Annotated in this window: 20 protein-coding genes; 11 read left to right on the top strand and 9 right to left on the bottom strand. The window is 72.3% G+C overall.

From position 1 onward, the window contains the following. The first annotated feature begins 10 nt into the window (after positions 1–10). Entirely contained in the window at positions 11–1,045 is a 1,035-nt protein-coding gene (gene ftrA / locus EAD98_RS02210; RefSeq protein ID WP_121652402.1) for a transcriptional regulator FtrA, read from the top strand. Between the two features lie 10 nt (positions 1,046–1,055). Here ftrA and EAD98_RS02205 read toward each other — a convergent pair whose 3' ends face one another. Next, entirely contained in the window at positions 1,056–1,952 is an 897-nt protein-coding gene (locus EAD98_RS02205) for a ribokinase (protein WP_121652430.1), read from the bottom strand. 25 nt (positions 1,953–1,977) lie between these two features. Next, positions 1,978–2,820, bottom strand: a complete 843-nt coding sequence (locus tag EAD98_RS02200; RefSeq protein WP_121652401.1) for an ABC transporter ATP-binding protein — start codon at positions 2,818–2,820, stop codon at positions 1,978–1,980. A 131-nt stretch (positions 2,821–2,951) separates the two neighbouring features. Between EAD98_RS02200 and EAD98_RS02195 the strand changes: the two genes are divergently transcribed. Together EAD98_RS02195 and EAD98_RS02190 are read left to right on the top strand one after the other, a co-directional pair. Beyond that, positions 2,952–3,959, top strand: coding sequence for an ABC transporter ATP-binding protein (locus tag EAD98_RS02195; protein WP_121652400.1), 1,008 nt, complete (start codon positions 2,952–2,954; stop codon positions 3,957–3,959). Next, the gene (locus EAD98_RS02190) at positions 3,956–4,972 is read left to right on the top strand and encodes an ABC transporter permease subunit (RefSeq protein ID WP_121652399.1); all 1,017 of its coding nucleotides are present in this window, start codon (positions 3,956–3,958) and stop codon (positions 4,970–4,972) included. Before EAD98_RS02195 ends, EAD98_RS02190 begins: the two co-directional genes overlap by 4 nt. A 121-nt stretch (positions 4,973–5,093) precedes the next feature. On the opposite strand, the gene EAD98_RS02185 is transcribed toward EAD98_RS02190, so the two are convergent. After that, the gene (locus tag EAD98_RS02185; RefSeq protein ID WP_121652398.1) at positions 5,094–6,269 is read right to left on the bottom strand and encodes an ROK family transcriptional regulator; all 1,176 of its coding nucleotides are present in this window, start codon (positions 6,267–6,269) and stop codon (positions 5,094–5,096) included. Between the two features lie 166 nt (positions 6,270–6,435). Between EAD98_RS02185 and EAD98_RS02180 the strand changes: the two genes are divergently transcribed. Then, the gene (locus EAD98_RS02180; protein WP_121652397.1) at positions 6,436–7,890 is read left to right on the top strand and encodes a glycoside hydrolase family 3 N-terminal domain-containing protein; all 1,455 of its coding nucleotides are present in this window, start codon (positions 6,436–6,438) and stop codon (positions 7,888–7,890) included. A gap of 252 nt (positions 7,891–8,142) precedes the next feature. Here the strand turns inward: EAD98_RS02180 and EAD98_RS02175 are convergent, their stop codons facing one another. Both EAD98_RS02175 and EAD98_RS02170 read right to left on the bottom strand, forming a co-directional pair. Continuing rightward, complete coding sequence (locus EAD98_RS02175) at positions 8,143–8,805, bottom strand: GNAT family N-acetyltransferase (RefSeq protein ID WP_121652429.1); 663 nt, start codon at positions 8,803–8,805, stop codon at positions 8,143–8,145. 88 nt (positions 8,806–8,893) lie between these two features. Further along, positions 8,894–9,376: a DUF4396 domain-containing protein gene (locus tag EAD98_RS02170; RefSeq protein ID WP_121652396.1), complete on the bottom strand. Its 483-nt coding sequence runs from the start codon at positions 9,374–9,376 to the stop codon at positions 8,894–8,896. Positions 9,377–9,823: 447 nt separating this feature from the next. On the opposite strand from EAD98_RS02170, the gene EAD98_RS02160 reads away from it, so the two are divergent. Next, entirely contained in the window at positions 9,824–10,339 is a 516-nt protein-coding gene (locus EAD98_RS02160) for a hypothetical protein (protein ID WP_121652395.1), read from the top strand. A 10-nt stretch (positions 10,340–10,349) separates the two neighbouring features. On the opposite strand, the gene EAD98_RS02155 is transcribed toward EAD98_RS02160, so the two are convergent. Then, positions 10,350–11,081: a Clp protease N-terminal domain-containing protein gene (locus EAD98_RS02155; RefSeq protein WP_121652394.1), complete on the bottom strand. Its 732-nt coding sequence runs from the start codon at positions 11,079–11,081 to the stop codon at positions 10,350–10,352. Positions 11,082–11,193: 112 nt separating this feature from the next. After that, positions 11,194–11,658 carry a carboxymuconolactone decarboxylase family protein gene (locus EAD98_RS02150; RefSeq protein ID WP_199723235.1) on the bottom strand — a complete coding sequence of 155 codons (465 nt, stop codon included), beginning with the start codon at positions 11,656–11,658 and terminating at the stop codon, positions 11,194–11,196. Positions 11,659–11,809: 151 nt separating this feature from the next. Here EAD98_RS02150 and EAD98_RS02145 point away from each other — a divergent pair, with 151 nt between their 5' ends. The 5 genes from EAD98_RS02145 to EAD98_RS02120 all read left to right on the top strand — a co-directional run bounded on the left by EAD98_RS02145 (position 11,810) and on the right by EAD98_RS02120 (position 14,773). Then, positions 11,810–12,676 (top strand): sigma-70 family RNA polymerase sigma factor, encoded by an 867-nt coding sequence (locus EAD98_RS02145; protein WP_121652393.1) that lies wholly within the window; start codon positions 11,810–11,812, stop codon positions 12,674–12,676. A 29-nt stretch (positions 12,677–12,705) separates the two neighbouring features. Further along, entirely contained in the window at positions 12,706–13,533 is an 828-nt protein-coding gene (locus EAD98_RS02140) for a DUF72 domain-containing protein (RefSeq protein WP_199723253.1), read from the top strand. A gap of 78 nt (positions 13,534–13,611) precedes the next feature. Further along, entirely contained in the window at positions 13,612–14,034 is a 423-nt protein-coding gene (locus EAD98_RS02135; protein ID WP_121652391.1) for a VOC family protein, read from the top strand. A gap of 141 nt (positions 14,035–14,175) precedes the next feature. Continuing rightward, positions 14,176–14,298 (top strand): hypothetical protein, encoded by a 123-nt coding sequence (locus EAD98_RS02125; RefSeq protein ID WP_233583681.1) that lies wholly within the window; start codon positions 14,176–14,178, stop codon positions 14,296–14,298. A gap of 46 nt (positions 14,299–14,344) precedes the next feature. Then, positions 14,345–14,773 carry a nuclear transport factor 2 family protein gene (locus EAD98_RS02120; protein ID WP_158609760.1) on the top strand — a complete coding sequence of 143 codons (429 nt, stop codon included), beginning with the start codon at positions 14,345–14,347 and terminating at the stop codon, positions 14,771–14,773. Here EAD98_RS02120 and EAD98_RS02115 read toward each other — a convergent pair. Beyond that, a complete protein-coding gene (locus EAD98_RS02115) occupies positions 14,755–15,969 on the bottom strand; it encodes an aromatic acid exporter family protein (protein WP_121652389.1) in 1,215 nt (404 codons plus the stop codon). The genes EAD98_RS02120 and EAD98_RS02115 overlap by 19 nt on opposite strands. A 167-nt stretch (positions 15,970–16,136) precedes the next feature. Here EAD98_RS02115 and EAD98_RS02110 point away from each other — a divergent pair, with 167 nt between their 5' ends. Beyond that, positions 16,137–17,153: a J domain-containing protein gene (locus EAD98_RS02110; RefSeq protein ID WP_121652388.1), complete on the top strand. Its 1,017-nt coding sequence runs from the start codon at positions 16,137–16,139 to the stop codon at positions 17,151–17,153. 32 nt (positions 17,154–17,185) lie between these two features. On the opposite strand, the gene EAD98_RS02105 is transcribed toward EAD98_RS02110, so the two are convergent. Next, a complete protein-coding gene (locus EAD98_RS02105) occupies positions 17,186–17,740 on the bottom strand; it encodes a kinase (RefSeq protein WP_121652387.1) in 555 nt (184 codons plus the stop codon). Positions 17,741–17,751: the final 11 nt, after the last annotated feature.

Genomic DNA, 17,751 nt, shown 5'->3' with positions numbered 1-17,751 from the left:
ACATCCCGCCATGCCGACCCCCGCGGTGGCGACCGAGCCGCTTCCGGTGCCCACCTCCCGGCGCCCGGCCGCCGGTCACCGGGTCGCCGTGCTCGCGTACCCGGGAATGTCGGTGTTCGAGACCGGCATCGTCACCGAGGTGTTCGGGCTGCCCCGGCCCGAATTCGACGTCGACTGGTACGACCTGGTGGTCTGCGCCGAGCAGCCCGGGCCGGTGCCGGTGGTCGGCGGGGCCAGCCTGCACACCCCGTACGGCCTGGCGGAGCTGGCGGCGGCGCAAACGGTGATCGTGCCCGGTGTGCCGGACGTGACCGCCGACCCGTCGCCGGAGTTGGTGACCGCACTGCGCCAGGCGCACCAGCGCGGCGCACGGATCATGTCCATCTGCTCCGGCGCGTTCGCGCTGGCCGGCGCCGGGCTGCTGGACGACCGACGGGCCACCACCCACTGGCGGTACGCGGAGCTGCTGGCGCGCCGGTACCCGCGGGTCGAGGTGGACCCGGACGTGCTCTACCTCGACGACGGCGACCTGCTCACCAGCGCCGGCAGCGCCGCCGGGCTCGACCTCTGCGTGCACGTGGTCCGGCGGGACCACGGCGCGGCGATCGCCAACGCGGTCGCCCGCCGCCTGGTGATCCCGGCGCACCGCGACGGCGGGCAGGCCCAGTTCGTCGAGGTGCCGGTGCCCACCGACCCGGACGACGACCGGATCGCCGGCAGCATCGACTGGGCGCTCGCGCACCTCGCCGAACCGCTGACCGTGGCCCGGCTCGCCGGGCAGGCGCACATGTCGCCGCGGACCTACCTGCGGCACTTCGCCCGCGCGACCGGGACCAGCCCGATTCGCTGGCTGATCGACCAGCGCGTCCGGGCCAGTCTGGCGCTGCTGGAGGAGACCGACGCCCCGGTCGAGCAGATCGCCGGGGCGGTGGGCTTCGACACCCCGGTCACCTACCGGCACCACTTCGGCCGGGTCATGTCGACCTCGCCGTCGGCGTACCGCCGGGCCTTTCGCACCAGGGCGACGCACGGCCGACCGGCGTAGGGCGGCGGGGTCAGCCCGGGGCGTACAGCTCGTCGATCTCGGCGCGGCGGGGCAGCGCCACCGAGGCGCCGAGACGGCGGACGCAGGCCGCGCCGGCCGCCGACGCCCAGCGCACCGCGTCGACCAGGTCCCGTCCCTCGCCCCAGCCCACGGCCAGCGCGGCGGTGAACGCGTCGCCGGCGGCGGTGGAGTCGACCACGTCGACCCGGACGGCGGGCACGTGCACCTCGGTGCCCTCGCGGTCGACGTACCAGGCGCCCTCGCCACCGAGGGTGAGCACGGCCCGGGGCACCAGGTCGAGCAGCGCCCGTGGCTCGTCCCGACCCCGGCCGGTGAACGCCTGCGCCTCACCCTCGTTGACGACGAGCAGGTCCACGGCGGCGAGCAGCTCCGGTGGGAGATCACGGGCCGGGGCGGCGTTCAGGACGACCCGGGTGCCGGCGGCGTGGGCGGCCACCGCGGCGGCCGCCACGGTCTGCACCGGGATCTCCAGCTGGGCGACCAGGACGTCCGCGCCGCGTACGGTGGCCAGTTCCTCTTCGGTGAGGCCGGTCAACGCGTCGTTCGCGCCGGGGGTCACCACGATGGCGTTCTCCCCCTGCGCGTTGACCATCACCAGTGCCACCCCGGAGGCGCCGTAGACCACCCGCAGGTGGCTGGTGTCCACGCCGGCCGCGGTGATCCGCGCCCGGAGGGTGACGCCGAACGCGTCGGAGCCGATCGCGCCGAGGAAGGTGCTGGAGGCGCCGGCCCTGGCCGCGGCGACCGCCTGGTTGGCGCCCTTGCCGCCGGGCACCATCACGAAGTCGGTGCCGAGCATCGTCTCGCCCGGCCGGGGCAGCCCGGGCGCCATCGCGACCAGGTCCATGTTGGCGCTGCCCACCACGACCACCCGGGTCTGCAGCACGGTCACCTCCCGCCCGGTCCCACGCTCAGGAGGCGCGGGCGGTGTAACGATCGCCCGACCGCTCGACCACCAGTGGCAGGCCGAAGGTCTTGGAGAGGTTGTCGCCGGTCAGCGTCTCGGCGAGCAGACCCTGGGCGACCACCCCGCCCTCCCGCAGCAGCAGCGCGTGGGTGAACCCGGGTGGGATCTCCTCCACGTGGTGGGTGACCAGGACCAGGGCCGGGGCGTCCGGGTCGTACGCCAGCTCGGCCAGCCGGGCCACGAGGTCCTCCCGTCCGCCCAGGTCGAGGCCGGCGGCGGGCTCGTCGAGCAGCAGCAGTTCCGGGTCGGTCATCAGCGCGCGGGCGATCTGCACCCGCTTGCGCTCACCCTCCGAGAGGGTGCCGTAGCGGCGCTCGGCGAGCCCGCCGATGCCGAGCTGGCTCAGCAGGGCCCGCGCCCGCGCCTCGTCGCCGCGGTCGTAGCTCTCGCGCCAACGGCCGACCACCGACCAGGCGGCGGTCACCACCACGTCGCTGACCCGCTCCTCGGCGGGCAGCCGCTCGGCGAGCGCGGCCGTGGAGAGCCCGATCCGGGTACGCAGCTCGTTGACGTCGGTGCGCCCGATCCGCTCGCCGAGCACGTGCGCGACACCGGTGGTGGGGTGCAGCCGGCCGGCGGCGAGGTTGAGCAGGGTGGTCTTGCCCGCCCCGTTGGGACCGAGCACCACCCAGCGCTCGTCCAGTTCGACGCGCCAGGTCAGATCCTGCAGCAGGGCGGTGCCGGACCGGCGTACGCCGACGCCGTCGAGGCTGACCACCAGATCCGGGTCCACGGGTGCGGCGGCAGGCGCGGCGCCGGCAGCGCCGGGGATCAGGTCACCAGTCACCGGACCATCCAACCACGCAGCGCCGCGTTGCCCCCCACGGGCGGCGTCCCGGTCATAGGGTGAGGCGCCGTGTCGTTGATCACCATACTCGGAGGACGGTCCATGCCCCGTCGAGGTACGGAGCCGCGCGGATGAGCGCGGTCATCGAGATCGAGGGTCTGCGCAAGACCTTCCACAGCCTGCGGAACGGCCGACGGATCGCGGTCGACGGGTTCGACATGCTGGTCGAGGCGGGTCAGGTCCACGGATTCCTGGGCCCGAACGGCTCCGGCAAGACCACCACGTTGCGTGCCCTGCTCGGGCTGGTGCGGGCCGACAGCGGGCGGATGAGCGTGCTCGGTGAGCCGTCGCCACAGCGGCTGCCCCGGGTGGCCGGCCGGGTCGGCGCCATCGTGGAGAGCCCGCAGTTCTTCGGCAACTTCACCGGCTACCGCACGCTGCGGCTGCTGGCCCGGGCCGGCGGGGTGCCGATCACGCGGGTGGACGAGGTGCTGGAGACGGTGGGCCTGCGTGACCGGGGCGACGAGCGGGTGAAGGGCTACTCGCTGGGCATGAAGCAGCGCCTGGCGGTGGCGTCCGCACTGTTGAAGGACCCGCAGTTGCTGATCCTGGACGAGCCGGCGAACGGGCTGGACCCGGCCGGCATCCGGGAGATGCGGGACCTGATGCGGGAGCTGGCGGCGGCCGGGGTGACCGTGCTGGTGTCCAGTCACATCCTGGGCGAGATCCAGCTGATCTGCGACCATGTCACGATCATTTCGCGGGGCCGGCGGGTGGCGACCGGCCGGGTGGACGAGGTGCTGGCCGGTCACGACCGGCACGAGTTCCTGGTCCGGGTGGCCGAGCCGGAGCGCGCCGTGGAGCTGCTGCACGAGGCCGAGCTGACGGCGAGCGTGGACGGCGCTGCGCTGGTGGTGGGCGGGGTGGCCGACCCGACGGTGATCAGTCGGGTGCTCGGTGAACAGGGACTGTGGGTGGGTGAGCTGACCCCGCTGCGGCCGGATCTGGAGAGCGTCTTCCTGGAGCTGACCGGCGCCGGCGGGCATCCGTCGGTGCCCCGGCAGGTGGACGACTCGGGGCGGCCGCCGGGCGCGGGCGATGCTGAGATCGATCTCGACGTACGGGGAGTGGACGCGTGAACCTGGTCCGTGCCGAGGTGGAGCGGCTGTCCGCGCGTCGCTTCGTGCAACTCATGGTCGTCCTGCTGGTGCTGGCGTTCGGTGTCACCGCGGCGACCACCCTGGCCGGCTCGCACAAGCCGACCGCGGAGGAGCTCAGCTCCGCGCGGAGCCAGGCCGCCGAGGCGCGGCAGAGCATGGAGGACACCTTCCAGCAGTGCCTGGCCCGACAGAACGGCACGCTCCCGCCGAGCGACAGCGAGCAGTACTTCCCCTCCGACTGCTCGGAGATCGATCCGACGCTGCGGGACCGGCTGCCGATCGCCGCCGATTTCCTCCCCGGTGTGTTCAGCTTCGCCCAGCAGGCACGCCCGCTGCTCTACTTCCTCATCGCGTTCCTGGTGCTGTTCGGGTTCCTGGTGGGCGCCTCCTACATCGGCGCCGACCTCAACTCCGGCGGCGTGGTGAACCTGCTGCTCTGGCGACCGCGCCGGCTGACGGTGCTCGGCGCGAAGCTGGGCACCCTGCTCGGCGGGGTGCTGACGCTGGCCGTGGTCGCCTCGGTGTTCTATCTGGCGACGTTCTGGGTGATCGGGCAGACCGCCGGGCTGGGCGGGGAGCTGGGCGGTGACTTCTGGCGCTCCCTCGGCGCGGTGCACGGCCGTGGCATGGTGCTGGTGCTGCTGGCCAGCGCCCTGGGCTTCGCCATCGCCACGCTGGGTCGGCACACCTCCGCGGCGCTCGGCGCGGTCGCCGCGTACGCGGTGGTCTGGGAACTGGGCGCCCGGCTGGTGCTGGAGATCGTGGACGCCCGCCGTCCGGACCAGCTGATGCTCTCCAGCTACATCGGGGCGTGGCTCAGCGGTGAGGCGCGGTTCTACGACAGCCAGCTCTGCACCGGCACGGAGATCGGCCGGTACTGCGACGGCTTCTACACCATGTCCTGGGCGCCGGGGCTGGTGGTGCTGCTCGTGCTCACCGGCGGGCTGACCGCGGCGGCGTTCGCCGTGTTCCGCCGCCGCGACCTGATCTGACTCACGGCTCGGGCCGCCCGCCGTGGCGCGGGCGGCCCGGCGGGCCGGGGCTGCCACGGCAGGAGGTTGCAGCAGGCCGGCCAGCGGTGAAGAATTCCTTCACATGACCGCCCCAGCGGGCTCAGCCGACGGTCGAGCCGAACACCTCGTCGCGGACGGCGTCCAGTGCGGTGCGCAGCGCACCGCGCAGGATCGGCTCCTCGGTCAGCCCGGTGGGCACCACCCGGGGCCGCACCAGCGTGATCGCGGCGACCTCCTGCTGCACCCGGTCGGCGAGCGCGGCGCCGCCGGCCTGCCCGACCTCCCCGGCGAGCACCACCAGCGGCGGGTCGAGCACCACGCAGGTGCTGGCCACGCCCAGCGCGAGCCGGCGGGCGAGTTCGTCGAGCATCGGCGCGCCGGCGTCGCCGTCGGCCACGGCCGCGCGCACCGCCTCGGCGGCGTCGGTGTCCGGGTAGCCGTGCTCGCGGGCCACCGCGCGCACCGAGTCCCCGCCGATCAACTGCTGGAACGCCGGCTTCGCGCGACGGGAGACGTCCCGCGGGATGGGCGCCCCGGGCACCGGCAGGTAGCCGATCTCACCGGCCGCGCCGCTGCTGCCGTGGTGCAGCCGGCCACCCAGCATGATCGCCAGGCCGACGCCGGCGCCCACCCAGACCAGCACGAAGTCGGTCAGCCCCTGCGCGGCGCCGGACTGCGCCTCGGCCACCGCCGCCAGGTTGACGTCGTTCTCGAAGACCACCGGGGTGTGCAGGTCGTCGCGCAGCGCGGCGAGCAGGCCGCTGTGCCAGCGCGGCAGGTTGAAGGCGAAGGTGATGTCGCCGGTGTGCGGGTCGACCAGACCGGGCGTGCCGAGCACGATCCGCCGTACGCTGGTCAGCTGCGCCTGGGCGCTGCTCGCGGCCTGCACCACGGCGTTGTGCACCACGCCCACCGGGTCGTCGGTGTCCCGGGTGGACTGTTCCACCCGACCGATCACGGCGCCGGTGATGTCGGCGCAGGCGGCCACCACCCGGTCCGGCCCGACGTCGACACCGACCACGTGAGCGCTGCTCGGGCGTACCGCATAGAGCTGGGCGTTCGGGCCGCGCCCGCCGGCCTGCTCGCCGACCCGGGTGACCAGGCCGCGCTCCTCCAGTCGCTCGACCAGTTGGGAGGCGGTGACCTTGGACAGCCCGGTCAGCTCGCCGAGCCGGGCCCGGGTCAGCGGGCCTCGTTCGAGGAGCAGTTCCAGCGCGGCGCGGTCGTTGAGCGCCCGCAACAGGCGGGGGGTGCCGGGCAGCCGGGTCGCACTCATGCCACGTCCTCTAGTTTTAGTAAACTTTGCTAACTGTAAACCGACCTGCGAACGGGTAGCCGTAGCGTAACGGCCACCCGGAGGCGGAGCGCTCGGCCGACTCGGCAGGGCGATGACCACCGCCGGTACGACATTCGTACCCGTGGGCACCGAAGGGGGAGATCACGTGGGGCTCGATCCAGGACTGCGCCGGCTCGCGCTCGGCACGCTGCTCGCCGCGTACCCGGGACCGGTCCCCCCGGACTGGGCCGTCGACCTGGTGGCCGAAGGGCTCGCCGGGCACACCCTGTTCGGCACCAACGTGCACGACCCGTCCCAGGTGGCGGCGAGCACCGCCGCGCTGCGCGCCGGCCGGGCGGACGTGCTGATCGCCATCGACGAGGAGGGCGGCGACGTGACCCGGCTGGCCCACGCCACCGGCAGCCCGTACCCCGGCAACGCCGCCCTCGGCGCGATCGGCGACGTCGCGCTCACCCGGCGGGTCTACCAGGCGATCGGCGGCGAGCTCGCCGCCCTCGGCGTCACCGTCAACCTCGCCCCGACGGTGGACGTGAACACCGCCGACGACAACCCGGTGATCGGTACGCGGTCGTTCGGCGCGGACCCGGTGCGGGTGGCCGCCCACTCGGCGGCCGCCGTGGCCGGCCTGCAGGCCGCCGGCGTCGCCGCCTGCGCCAAGCACTTCCCCGGCCACGGCGCCACCGTCACCGACTCCCACCACGAGCTGCCCACCGTGGACGTTCCACTCGCCCTGCTGCGTGAGCGGGACCTACCGCCGTTCGCCGCGGTCGTCGCCGCCGGGGCGCAAGCGGTGATGACCGCGCACATCCGCGTGCCGGCGCTGACCGGCGCCGGCCCGGCCACCTTCAGCCGCGCCGTCCTCGTCGACCTGCTGCGCACCGAGTACGGCTTCACCGGCACCGTCATCACCGACGCGCTGGAGATGAAGGGGGCGGCGGTGGCCGCCGGCGGCGTGGGCCCCGCCGCGGTCCGGGCCCTGGCCGCCGGCGCCGACCTGCTCTGCATCGGCGCGAAGGTCGACGCTGAACTGGTCGAGCGGGTGGCCACCGAGATCGTCGACGCGCTCACCGACGGCCGCCTGGCAACCTCGCGTGTCGAGGAGGCGGCCGGCCGCGCCGCCGCGCTCGCCGCCTGGACCCGGACCGCCGGCGAGTCGCCGGCCGTCCCGGACACGAACCTGGGGTACGCGGCGGCCCGCCGGGCGGTCCAGGTGGACGGAATCCTCACCGGCCTGGATCGGCCGCTGGTGGTGCAGCTGCACACCGAGTCCACCATCGCCGAGGGGCGGGTGCCGTGGGGCCTCGGCCCGCACCTGAACGGCGTGCAGGAGATCCGGGTGATCGCCGCCGAGACCGACCGGGCGACGCTGCGGGAGCTGGCTGGTGACCGACCGATCGTGCTGGTCGGGCGGCACCTGCACCGGTTGCCCGGCGGCCCGGAGCTGATCGCCGGCCTGGCCGCGGAGCATCCGGTGACCGTGGTGGAGATGGGCTGGCCGGCGCAGTGGCGGCCGGCCGGCGTACGCGCCTTCGTCACCACGTACGGCGCGAGTCACGCCAACGGTCGCGCGGCCGCGGAGGCACTCGGCCTGGCCGGCTGAGACAGACCTACCTGCACTCTGTGTCACCACACCGCACCGACCGCTCGGCGAGCTCCGATCCAGGTCAAGTCCGCTATTCGACACTCCGAACCGACAGCTCGCACCTTGCACCGAGCCCCTTCGATACGTAGCGTGATCGGCACATACCGGCCCGTCCACCGCGGTCGGTCGCCCGAAAACCGGGACCTGGGGGAAGGTTGCGGACCGTGGATCCGGCCCGGGATCCACGGTCCGCGCCCTGCGACAGCGATCTCAGCGCGGATAGACCCCGTAGGCACGCCAGCCCCGGTCCGGGAAGCCGGCCGCCTCCGCGACCCGGGCCGAGGCGTGATTGTCCCGCTCGTGCAGGTAGGTGGGCACCGCACCCTCGTCGAGCACGCGCCGGGCCGCCTGCGCCACCAGCCGGCGGGCGAGGCCGCGCCCGCGCGCGGCGGGCACGGTGCCGACGGCCAGCTCGCGCCCGTACGCGTCGTGCCGCTTCATCCCGGCCCCGGCCAGGTAGTTGCCGTCCGGGTCGCGGACCACCAGCACCGGCCGGTCGAACAGCCGCAGCCAGGGCGGCAGCCCGGGGGCCGTCGACTCGGTCCACTCCCCCACGTCCGGCAGCGGCGCCGGATTGAGGGTCCACCGGAAGGGGCCGTCGTGCACGCACCAGTCGGGCAGCCCGACAGTCTCCGGCAGCGCCGGAAGCAGCCGGTCCGGCGTACGCCGGACCAGAGCGCGGACCGCCGCCAACCGGTCCGGCGGCACGGAGAGCACGGCGCTCTGCCCGGTGTCCACGGCGAGCGCCGGGCGCAGCCGGCCGTCCCAGGCCGGTTGCGCCCGCCGGTGCGAGGCGACCACGTGCAGCCCCGGCCCGGCCGGCCACTGACCGAGCCAGGTGGCCAGGTGCAGCTGGAGCCGCCGGTCGAGCATGCGCACCTCCCCGTCAGCCGGCCCGTCGTGGATCACCGTACGCCGGGCGGCCCGGGCGGGCGGGCGATCCGTCAAGGGCCGGGCCGGGCTACGACGCCGCCGGAGCGTCGTGGTGCTGCCCACCGTGGTGGTGGTGCTGGTGCACCGCCGCGTGCCCTCTGCCGCGGACGATCAGGGCCCGGTTCACCGGCACCGTGACCACGAAGGCCACCGCCAACGCGCCGGCCAGGCTGCCCCAGAACAGCGGGTCGGTGAGGCCGGCCCGCATGGCGCCCGGCACGGCGAGCATGACGCCGTTGTCCACCAGCTCCATCACCGCGATGCTGACCGTGTCGGCGACCAGGGCCACCCGGATCGCCTGCGCCAGCGGCAGGCCGGAACGGAGCACCGGGCGGACCGTCAACGCGTAGCCGAAGACGAACGCCAGCGCGACGGCGAGGGCGATGGTGGCCAGGTCGGACCAGCCGAGCGCGGTGCCGATGACCATGCCGAGCACCTCACCGATGGCGCAGCCGGTGAGGCAGTGCAGGGTCGCAGCGATGGCCAGTCGAGTGGGATTCGCGTTCTCCATGACGGCACCATATACCCCCCTGGGGTATATGCTCCAGCGACGTGGATCACTTTTCGCGCACCCGGAACCCTCGGCACTGATCGACCGTCATAGGTATTTCCATACATGGACACCTTTGTTTGGGACGGTATGGTCATGCCGATTCAGCCGAACGACCGCTACCACCAGGACCCCGAGCGACTCTGGCGGGCAACGGAGCCCGCTGGCCGTTTCCCGGCCCAGCCGCGGTACCGCGGGACCCGTACGACGGGAGGCGCGGACGCCCTGTCCTGGTCAGAGCTGAACAAGCTGCCGGCCGGCAGTTCCGCACGGCGGGGGCTCAACACCCGCTGACCCACCACGGCGCCGGCCACGACACACCCGGGCTGTCCAACGCGGGCTTTCGCACACCTGTCGGGTAACTTCTTCTGGTCCGAAATCCGGCCTTCGACAGGAGAATCTCCGCGCATGGGCAAGAAGACGATCCACGTCTCCGACTTCACCGGCACGGTCCTGCAGGACGACGACGAGGTGGTCCGCGTCGTCGTCCTGGAGCACCCGGACCTGGTCGCCGGGCCCGTGCAACTGGACGCCACCCCGACCGAGGTGGAGAACATCGACGACGCCGCGCTGGACGTCGCGGTGGTCGAGATCCACGACCGGCACGGTGGCGGCGAGCCGCGCCGGGTGGTGCTGACCGCCAGCGAGTTCGACGCGATGGCCACCGACGTGCCGATGGCGCAACTGCTGAAGACGGCCGAGCGGGTCCGCCCGCCGAAGGCCCGCAGGGGCGCCGAGAAGATCGACTACGGGACGCTGGACCACGCCGGCAAACCACACCGGGGACGGGTCACCGAGGAGGAGGCCCGGCTGGTGCGCGAGCAGCTCGACGAGGTCAACAAGCGCCTCGCCGACGCGGGCGTGCGCCAGATCGACCCGACCGATCCGGAGCACGCCCTCCGTTACGGCTTCCCGACGCCCTGATCGCGGGAGGTCACTTCTGCCCGACGGCCGCGGCGAGGGCGGCGGACAGGTCTGCCTCGACGGCCGCCTTCTCCAGGCCGAGGTTGGTGAGCACGCCCGCGCCGCCCTCCTGCTCCAGCAGGGCCAGCAGGATGTGCTCGGTGCCGATGTAGTTGTGCCCGAGCCGCAGCGCCTCCCGGAAGGTCAGCTCCAGCGCCTTCTTGCCGCGCGCGTCGTACGGGATGAGGTCCGGGACCTGGTCGGCCGGCGGCCCGAGGGCGGCACCCACCGCCTCGCGTACCGCCTCCGGGGAGGCCCCCCGGCCGACCAGCACCTTGGCGGCCAGCCCGTCCGGCTCGGCCAGCAGGCCCAGCACCAGGTGCTCGGGGCCGATTTCGGCATGGCCACTGGCGCGGGCCTCCTCCTGGGAGGCCATCACCACATTGCGGGCCCGGGTGGTGAACCGACCGAAGCCGGCGTTCGGGTCGAGCGCCGCCGCCTCGGTCGAGGCCTTCGGCACGAAGCGCTTCTGTGCGGCCTGCTTGCTGACCCCCATGCTGCGGCCGATGTCGGTCCAGGAGGCGCCCGAGCGCCGGGCCTGGTCGACGAAGTGACCGATCAGATGGTCGGCGACGTCACCGAGGTGGTCGGCGGCGATCACCGCGTCGGTGAGCTGGTCGAGCGCGTCGCTGTGCGCCTTCTTGATCGCCTGGATCAGGTCGTCGAGGCGAACGGGGTTGGTCATCTGAAGAGGATCCGTCATGCGTCAACCATAGGTTGACGCCATCTTGGCGTCAACCACAAGTTGACGATCAGAGCGACCGGTCACCTGATGCTCGGAACATCGAGCATCAGGTGACCGAGCCCAGCGGCGGTCAGCCCCAGTTCTGCGGGGCCGGCTGGCGGGTGGTGACGTTGAGCCGGTTGAAGAAGTTGCTGGTGGCCACCCAGACCACGATCGCGGCGAGCTCCTTCTCGCCGAAGTGCCGGGCCGCCTCGGCCCAGACGTCGTCCGGCACCGCGTCGGCCCGGTCGGCCAGCCGGGTGGCGGCCTCCGCGAGCGCCAGCGCGGCCCGCTCCGCCTCCGTGAAGTACGGAGTCTCCCGCCAGGCGGCCACCGCGAACAGCCGCTCCTCGGTCTCGCCCGCCTTCCGGGCGCCCCGGGCACCCGAGTCGACGCAGGCGCCACACCCGTTGATCTGGCTGACCCGCAGGTGCACCAGCTCCAACGTGCTGCCCGGCACCCCGGCCGAATGCGCGGCCTTGTAGAGCAGATTGATCGCCTTCACGATGTCCGGCAGCAGGCTGGCGGGGTTCTGGATGCGCGGTTCGATGATCATGTCGGTCGTCCCGTCTTGTTAGGCTGCCCGGCGTGCGTCGCGGTACGAGGCCGTCCCGGTTGTCACTGGGATGTCGGCCGGGCAGCCGACGGCGTGACAGATGTGGCGGCGGTCACAACGCACTCATGGAGCGCCCGGGGGTGGGGAGATCATGATCGAGGCGGATCTGCTGGCCCGGCGCTTCGAGGAGAACCGCTCGCGGCTACGGGCGGTCGCCCACCGGATGCTGGGCTCCGGCACGGAGGCCGAGGATGCCGTCCAGGACACCTGGTTGCGGCTCAGTCGAGCGGATGTCGCGGGCATCGACAACCTGCCGGGATGGTTGACGACCACGGTCGGCCGGGTCTGCCTGGACCGGCTGCGCACGCGTACCGCCCGTCCGGAGCAGCCATGGGACACCGCCGCACCGGAGCCCGACCCGACCGACGGCGCCCCGGTCGACCCCGAGCGTGAGGCGCTGCTGACCGAGTCGGTCGGCCGGGCGCTCCTGGTCGTCCTGGACACCCTCGCGCCGACCGAACGGTTCGTCTTCGTCCTGCACGACATGTTCGCGGTCTCGTTCGAGGAAATCGCCGCGGTGGTCGACCGCAGTCCCGCCGCCGTCCGCCAGATCGCCAGCCGGGCCCGCCGCAGGGTCAACCAGGGCGGGACCGTCCGGGAGGCGGACCCGGCACGTCAACGGCGACTGGTCGAGGCCTTCCTCGCCGCCTCGCGCGAGGGCCGGTTCGACGACCTGGTCAGCCTGCTCGACCCGCACGTCGTGATGCGCGCCGATCCGGTGGCCGCGAGCCTGGGGTCGGTCGCCGAGTCGCACGGCTCGGCCACCATCGCCGGCTTCTTCAACGGCCGGGCCCAGGGCGCGACTCCGGCGTACGTCGACGGCCTGCCAGGGGCGGTCGTGGAGCGCGGCGGGAACGTCCGGCTCGCGCTCAGCTTCATCGTCACCGACCGGATCATCGGCATCGAGGTGGTGGCCGACCCGGCAGACCTCGCCACCCTCGACCTGATCGTCGGATAGCCGCTGTGCGTCTGCACGTGGGGTGCGCGATGTGGACCAACCGGTCGTGGCAGGGCCGGCTGCTGGCGCATCCACTTCCGCCGCAGGAGCGCCTACGGCACTACGCCAGCTGGTGCGACGCCGTCGAGGGCAACACGACGTTCTACGCCACCCCGTCCCGGGACACCGTGGCGTCCTGGGCCGCGCAGACGGATCCCGACTTCCGGTTCGTCCTCAAGCTTCCCAAGATCGTCACCCACCAACGCCGGCTCACCGACGCCGACGAGCCGCTGCGTGCGTTCCTGGACGCGATCGAGCCGCTCGGCCCACGCGCCCATGCGCTGTGGATCCAGTTGCCCGGGTCGTTCTCGCCCGCCGACGTCCCCACCCTGAGCCGCTTCCTGGGCCGGCTCCCCCGCTCCCACCGGTACGCCGTCGAGGTCCGCCATCCCGCGTTCTTCACCGAACCGCGCGCGGCCCGGCTCCTGGCCGAGGCCCTCACCGCCGCGGCCGCGGAGTGGGTCCCCTTCGACACCACCGCGTTCTTCGCCAGCCCACCGACCAGCGACGCGGAGCGGGACGCCTGGCTCAAGAAGCCGCGCGTGCCGCTCCGTTCGCTGGCCCTGACCGACCGGCCGATCGTCCGCTACCTCGGGCGGGACGACACCACGCGAACGGTCGAAGGGTGGCAGCGCTGGGTCGACGTCGTCGCCGGATGGTTGCGCGAGGGTCGCTCACCGACGATGTTCGTCCACACCCCGGACAACGCCGACGCGCCCGTGCTCGCGCGCCGCTTCCACGATGAGGTACGAGCGCGCGTACCGGAGCTCGAAGCCCTACCCGAGCCGATACCGGTCGGGCCCCTGACCCTGTTCTGACGAGGCTGCCATTGAGGAACGGGAGCTTCCGCAATCGCCGATAGCGTGGCCGCAGAACCCATCGACGAGGGGAAACTGATGAGCCTGCGAGGATTCGCCACACTCAACATCTGGGCGGACGACGTGGCAGCGGCGACCGACTGGTACGCGGAGTTCCTGGGACTGGAGGCGTACTTCCTGCGCACCGGCCCCGACGGACGCCCCGCCTACGCCGAGTTCCGCGTGGGCGACTACCAGGCGGAGCTGGGCATCATCGACCGCCGGTACGCGCCGCCCGGCGCGACCGGCCCCGGCGGCGCCGTCATGCACTGGCACGTCGACGACCTCGACGCGACCGTCGAGCGACTGCTGGCGTTGGGCGCCACGGAGTACCAGCCGATCACTCCGCACGGCGACCAGGGGTTCGTCACCGCGGCGGTGGTCGACCCGTTCGGCAACGTGCTCGGCGTCATGAGCAACCCGCACTACCTCGACGTCCTCTCGTCCATGAGGTCGGCGTGACGTACGAGGTGCTCGACTTCGCCGACGCCACGGCATGGGAGACCTGGCTCGCCGCGCACCACGACGTGCGGGGCGAGGCCTGGCTGCGGATCGCCAAGCGACGCCGCCTTCGAGCAGCTCGGCCGCTCCGGCCGGTACGCCGTGATCCTGCCGCTGCTCAATGCCCGCACACCCGAGACGCGGGCGAAGATCCTGGCCCGGACGGTCGCGCGGCTCGCGGATCAGGCGCGGACCGTGCCCCGTGGGGATGTCAGGGGTCCCTGATACCACTGCGGTGACGCGGGAATGCGGGTGGGCGAAGGAGACGGTCGTGGACACTCGAGAGCTGGCCCAGCGGTGGGCCCGGACGTGGACCGAAGCCTGGCCGGTCCGGGACGTCGAGGCGATCGCCGCCCTGCAGAGTGAGGACGGCGACCACTGGGCCTCGATGTTCCGCCCGTACCGGGGGCGTTCCGGCCTCCGTGCCTACCTGACGGAGTGCTTCGCCGAGGAGTCCGACCCCGCGGAGGTGTGGTTCGCCGAGCCGCAGGTCGACGGGCAGGCGGCCGCCGTGGAGTACTGGTCGGTGATCTACGTCAAGGGTGCGGCCACGACCATCTCGGGCTGCACCCTGCTGCGCTTCGACGAGGCTGGCCTCGTGGCCGAGGCTCGCGACTACTCGCACGTCAGGGAAGGCCGCCACCTGCCGCCCGCCGGCCTGTTCGAGCCAGCCCCCGCGGCTCAGTCCTGCTCGTCCTGATCGACGGCCCGCCGCACCAGGTCGGCCGCCCGCTCGGCGTCCAACCCGCTGGCGATGAGCAGGTCGTGCGCGGCTGTCCGGAACTCACCCACGACGATCAGCCCGGAGTAGCCCAACCGGTGGGTGTGCGGGCGGGTGGGGTCCAACCCCGCTTCTCCCTGCGCCCGTCCGACCAGCTCGACGGCCATCAGGATCTGCTCGCGCGCCTTGTGGGGCCCCTCGCGGGCACGGATGCTGGACCGCAGGGTCTGCACACCGTTGGCGAGCAGGTCGATGGCCGCCGGCAGCTCGGCGGGTATCGGTTCATCATCCTTGAGGGCTGTCGTGAGTCGGCGTGCGATCGACCGGCAGCTGTGCAGGGTGCGCTCCAGATGCCGGACGGCCTCGGTGTAGAAGGCCAGGGAGGTGCGGTCGCGCCAGCGTAGTGGCGCTAACCGCACCACCTCCTGGGCCGCGCTGAGCCCCTCCTCCAGCGCGGTCAACCGGGGGTCGAGGTCACGCAGTCGTCGTAGGCTCCGCTGAGCCTCACCGAGATCACGCGCGCGTAGCGCGGCGGCCAGGTCGTGCATGGCGGCCATACCCGGATCGAGGACGGGTTCGGCCAGCCGCTGCACCGTCCGCTGCGGGTGGATGGGCACCAGCAGCAGACCGACCGCCAGCCCGATCAGCCCTCCGACCGCGGCGTCGACGAAGCGGGGAACGGACAGGTCACGCACCGGCGGCTCCAGGGTGGCGATGAGCACGGCGGTACCACCAGCCTGGGTGAGCAGTGAACCACCGCCCTTGAGCAGGATGGCGACGATGATCGCCAACACGACCACCAGGCCGGTCTGCCAGGGCCCGATGCCGAACAGCGGCATGAGCGTGTCACCGACAGCGAGTCCGAGGACCACCCCGGCCAGCAGCTCAGCGGTACGGCGCAGGCGTGAGCCCATCGCGGCGGCCACGATGCCGACCGCGGTGGTCGGTGCGAAGACCGGGCTGGAGTTGTCCAGGAACTGGTAGGCCACGAACCAGGCGATCGCCGCCGCGATGCCGGCCTGCACAGCGAGCAGACCGAACAGGCGTAACCGCCAGGCGCGGGCGCGTACCAGGCGTTGCCCACGTCTCCGCAGGCCAGCCAACCTCCGGCCAACCAGGGACCGCCGCTGCGGCGCCGGGTCGACGGCGGCTGTCGCCTCCTGGTTCGCGGGCACGCGCGCCGTCTACCCACCACACGCGAACCTATCCGGCGCGGATGCACTCCCACGGACAGCGGTAACGACTCGCCGCGGGCGGTGGAGCCGGGGCGCGTAAGTATCGACAATTGCTGTTATGATCAACGGGCACGCGCCCCGATTGTTTATAAGATCCGGTGGATACCATGTTTCCTGACGGACAGGATCCGTACACGCTTCTCGGCGTGACACGTGAATCGTCGGTCGCGGAGATTCGGGAACGTTACCTCGTTCTCGCGCAGATCTGGCATCCGGACAGGCATCAGTCGAGCCCTGCGAAGGTCCGGGAGGAAGTCACCCGGCAAATGCAGCGGATCAACGCGGCGTACCAGCACCTTACAGATGTCCACACTCGCGCACATCATGACCGCGAGCGTCAGACCCGGGAACGCCGGGACCGCGAGCGCGACACCCGCCAACGCCAGGACCGCGAACGCCAGGACCGCGAACGTCAGAAGCGCGAGGGTCAGAGCCGCGAACGGGAAGCCCGGGAACGTCAGGAACGGGAACGCGAGACCCGCGAACGCGAGAATCCCAGAGCACAGTGGACGCACCCGGGCTTCCCGGGCGCGAGCCGGTCGGCCACCTCAGCTGACCCGCGTTCAACTATTCACCCGATTGCCATCACACTTCGGTCCGGCGAAAGGGGATACACGCTTCGCGCGCACCTCGACGACCAACAGACCGACGCGGCATTCCTCGGCGCTCAGAGTCACCTGCTCCTATTCAGATCCGCGGAATCCATGCGCAAGTATGTGGCCAGGACCGAAGCCCATGAATTGGCTTCCATCGAGGGGTGGGAAAGCTTCCTGGACGGCATGGGCAGCACTGCGACGGAGCCTGACGACGAACACACCTTCGACTTCGACCTCATCACCTACAGCCTGAGGTTTCCGCCGGCGCAGTGGGTCCCGACATTGTTCATCGCCAACCGTGACCTCATTCGGGAGATCTCGGAGGCGTTCGAGCTCGACGGTGTGCTGAAGCATCTGGCCGTGGGTTCGCCCCTGGATTACCTCGATGATCTGTTTCGGGTCGCCGACCGGCCAGTCGCCGGCTGGGGCGCCCGTCGCCAACTCGCGTCCCTCCAGGGCGGGCTGTTCAGCGCTGTGTGGCGGACAGCGATCGGCGGAATCGAAGAGCGCGTCCGCTGGCTGCGTTGAACGTCTCGAAAGAGCACCCTGCCCGGCGCGAGTCACGGGACCATCGGGAGCACGTCGTCGTCGCAGCCGGCCTGGGGCAGTCCAGCAGCCGCAGCGATGAACGCCACGGCGTCCTCCAGGCCGGTGGTCTCCGGGATGACGAGTTCGTCGGGCCAGCCCAGGACGTCGTGCGGGACGTACCAACCGCTCATGTCCTCGGCGGTGAACTCCCCGGCCTGCGGACGCGTGAGGTGCCGACGCAGAGTTTCCGGCAACGACACGTCTAGGTAGCAGAGCAGCGACCGCCCCCGATGGCCGTCGCGGAGCGACGTCAGCATGCTCCGGTAGTGACGGGAGAACAGGATGCCCTCCAGCACCACGTGGTAGCGGTGGTCGAGCGCGAAACGGACGGTCTGCTCGATCAACGCCGGCGCCAGGCCACCCGGCCGGTCCCGCTCCCGGAGCACGATGCGCCGTAGATAGTCCTGTTCGACCAGTGCGCAGCCCCGGCCGTGGCGGCGGCGCAGCTCCCGGGCGATGCTGCTCTTGCCCGAGCCGGAGTTGCCTCGGACGCAGACGAGGATCGTGTCCGGGGTGCCGGTACGCATGGGATCAGCCA

The sequence above is a fragment of the Micromonospora sp. CV4 genome, from assembly GCF_003667455.1.
In the GTDB taxonomy this organism is placed as follows: domain Bacteria; phylum Actinomycetota; class Actinomycetes; order Mycobacteriales; family Micromonosporaceae; genus Micromonospora.
Note: the sequence above shows the minus strand (reverse complement) of the source record. Positions and strands in the feature narration are given on the sequence as shown.

What these genes read in the sequence shown, in the direction of transcription:
- EAD98_RS02195 (WP_121652400.1), top strand. Translation starts at nt 2,952, where the DNA reads ATGAGCGCGGTCATCGAGATCGAGGGTCTGCGCAAGACCTTCCACAGC.
- EAD98_RS02140 (WP_199723253.1), top strand. Translation starts at nt 12,706, where the DNA reads ATGTGGACCAACCGGTCGTGGCAGGGCCGGCTGCTGGCGCATCCACTT.
- EAD98_RS02185 (WP_121652398.1), bottom strand. Translation starts at nt 6,269, where the DNA reads ATGAGTGCGACCCGGCTGCCCGGCACCCCCCGCCTGTTGCGGGCGCTC.
- EAD98_RS02155 (WP_121652394.1), bottom strand. Translation starts at nt 11,081, where the DNA reads ATGACGGATCCTCTTCAGATGACCAACCCCGTTCGCCTCGACGACCTG.
- ftrA (WP_121652402.1), top strand. Translation starts at nt 11, where the DNA reads ATGCCGACCCCCGCGGTGGCGACCGAGCCGCTTCCGGTGCCCACCTCC.
- EAD98_RS02150 (WP_199723235.1), bottom strand. Translation starts at nt 11,658, where the DNA reads ATGATCATCGAACCGCGCATCCAGAACCCCGCCAGCCTGCTGCCGGAC.
- EAD98_RS02145 (WP_121652393.1), top strand. Translation starts at nt 11,810, where the DNA reads ATGATCGAGGCGGATCTGCTGGCCCGGCGCTTCGAGGAGAACCGCTCG.
- EAD98_RS02110 (WP_121652388.1), top strand. Translation starts at nt 16,137, where the DNA reads ATGTTTCCTGACGGACAGGATCCGTACACGCTTCTCGGCGTGACACGT.
- EAD98_RS02175 (WP_121652429.1), bottom strand. Translation starts at nt 8,805, where the DNA reads ATGCTCGACCGGCGGCTCCAGCTGCACCTGGCCACCTGGCTCGGTCAG.
- EAD98_RS02170 (WP_121652396.1), bottom strand. Translation starts at nt 9,376, where the DNA reads ATGGAGAACGCGAATCCCACTCGACTGGCCATCGCTGCGACCCTGCAC.
- EAD98_RS02135 (WP_121652391.1), top strand. Translation starts at nt 13,612, where the DNA reads ATGAGCCTGCGAGGATTCGCCACACTCAACATCTGGGCGGACGACGTG.
- EAD98_RS02160 (WP_121652395.1), top strand. Translation starts at nt 9,824, where the DNA reads ATGGGCAAGAAGACGATCCACGTCTCCGACTTCACCGGCACGGTCCTG.
- EAD98_RS02105 (WP_121652387.1), bottom strand. Translation starts at nt 17,740, where the DNA reads ATGCGTACCGGCACCCCGGACACGATCCTCGTCTGCGTCCGAGGCAAC.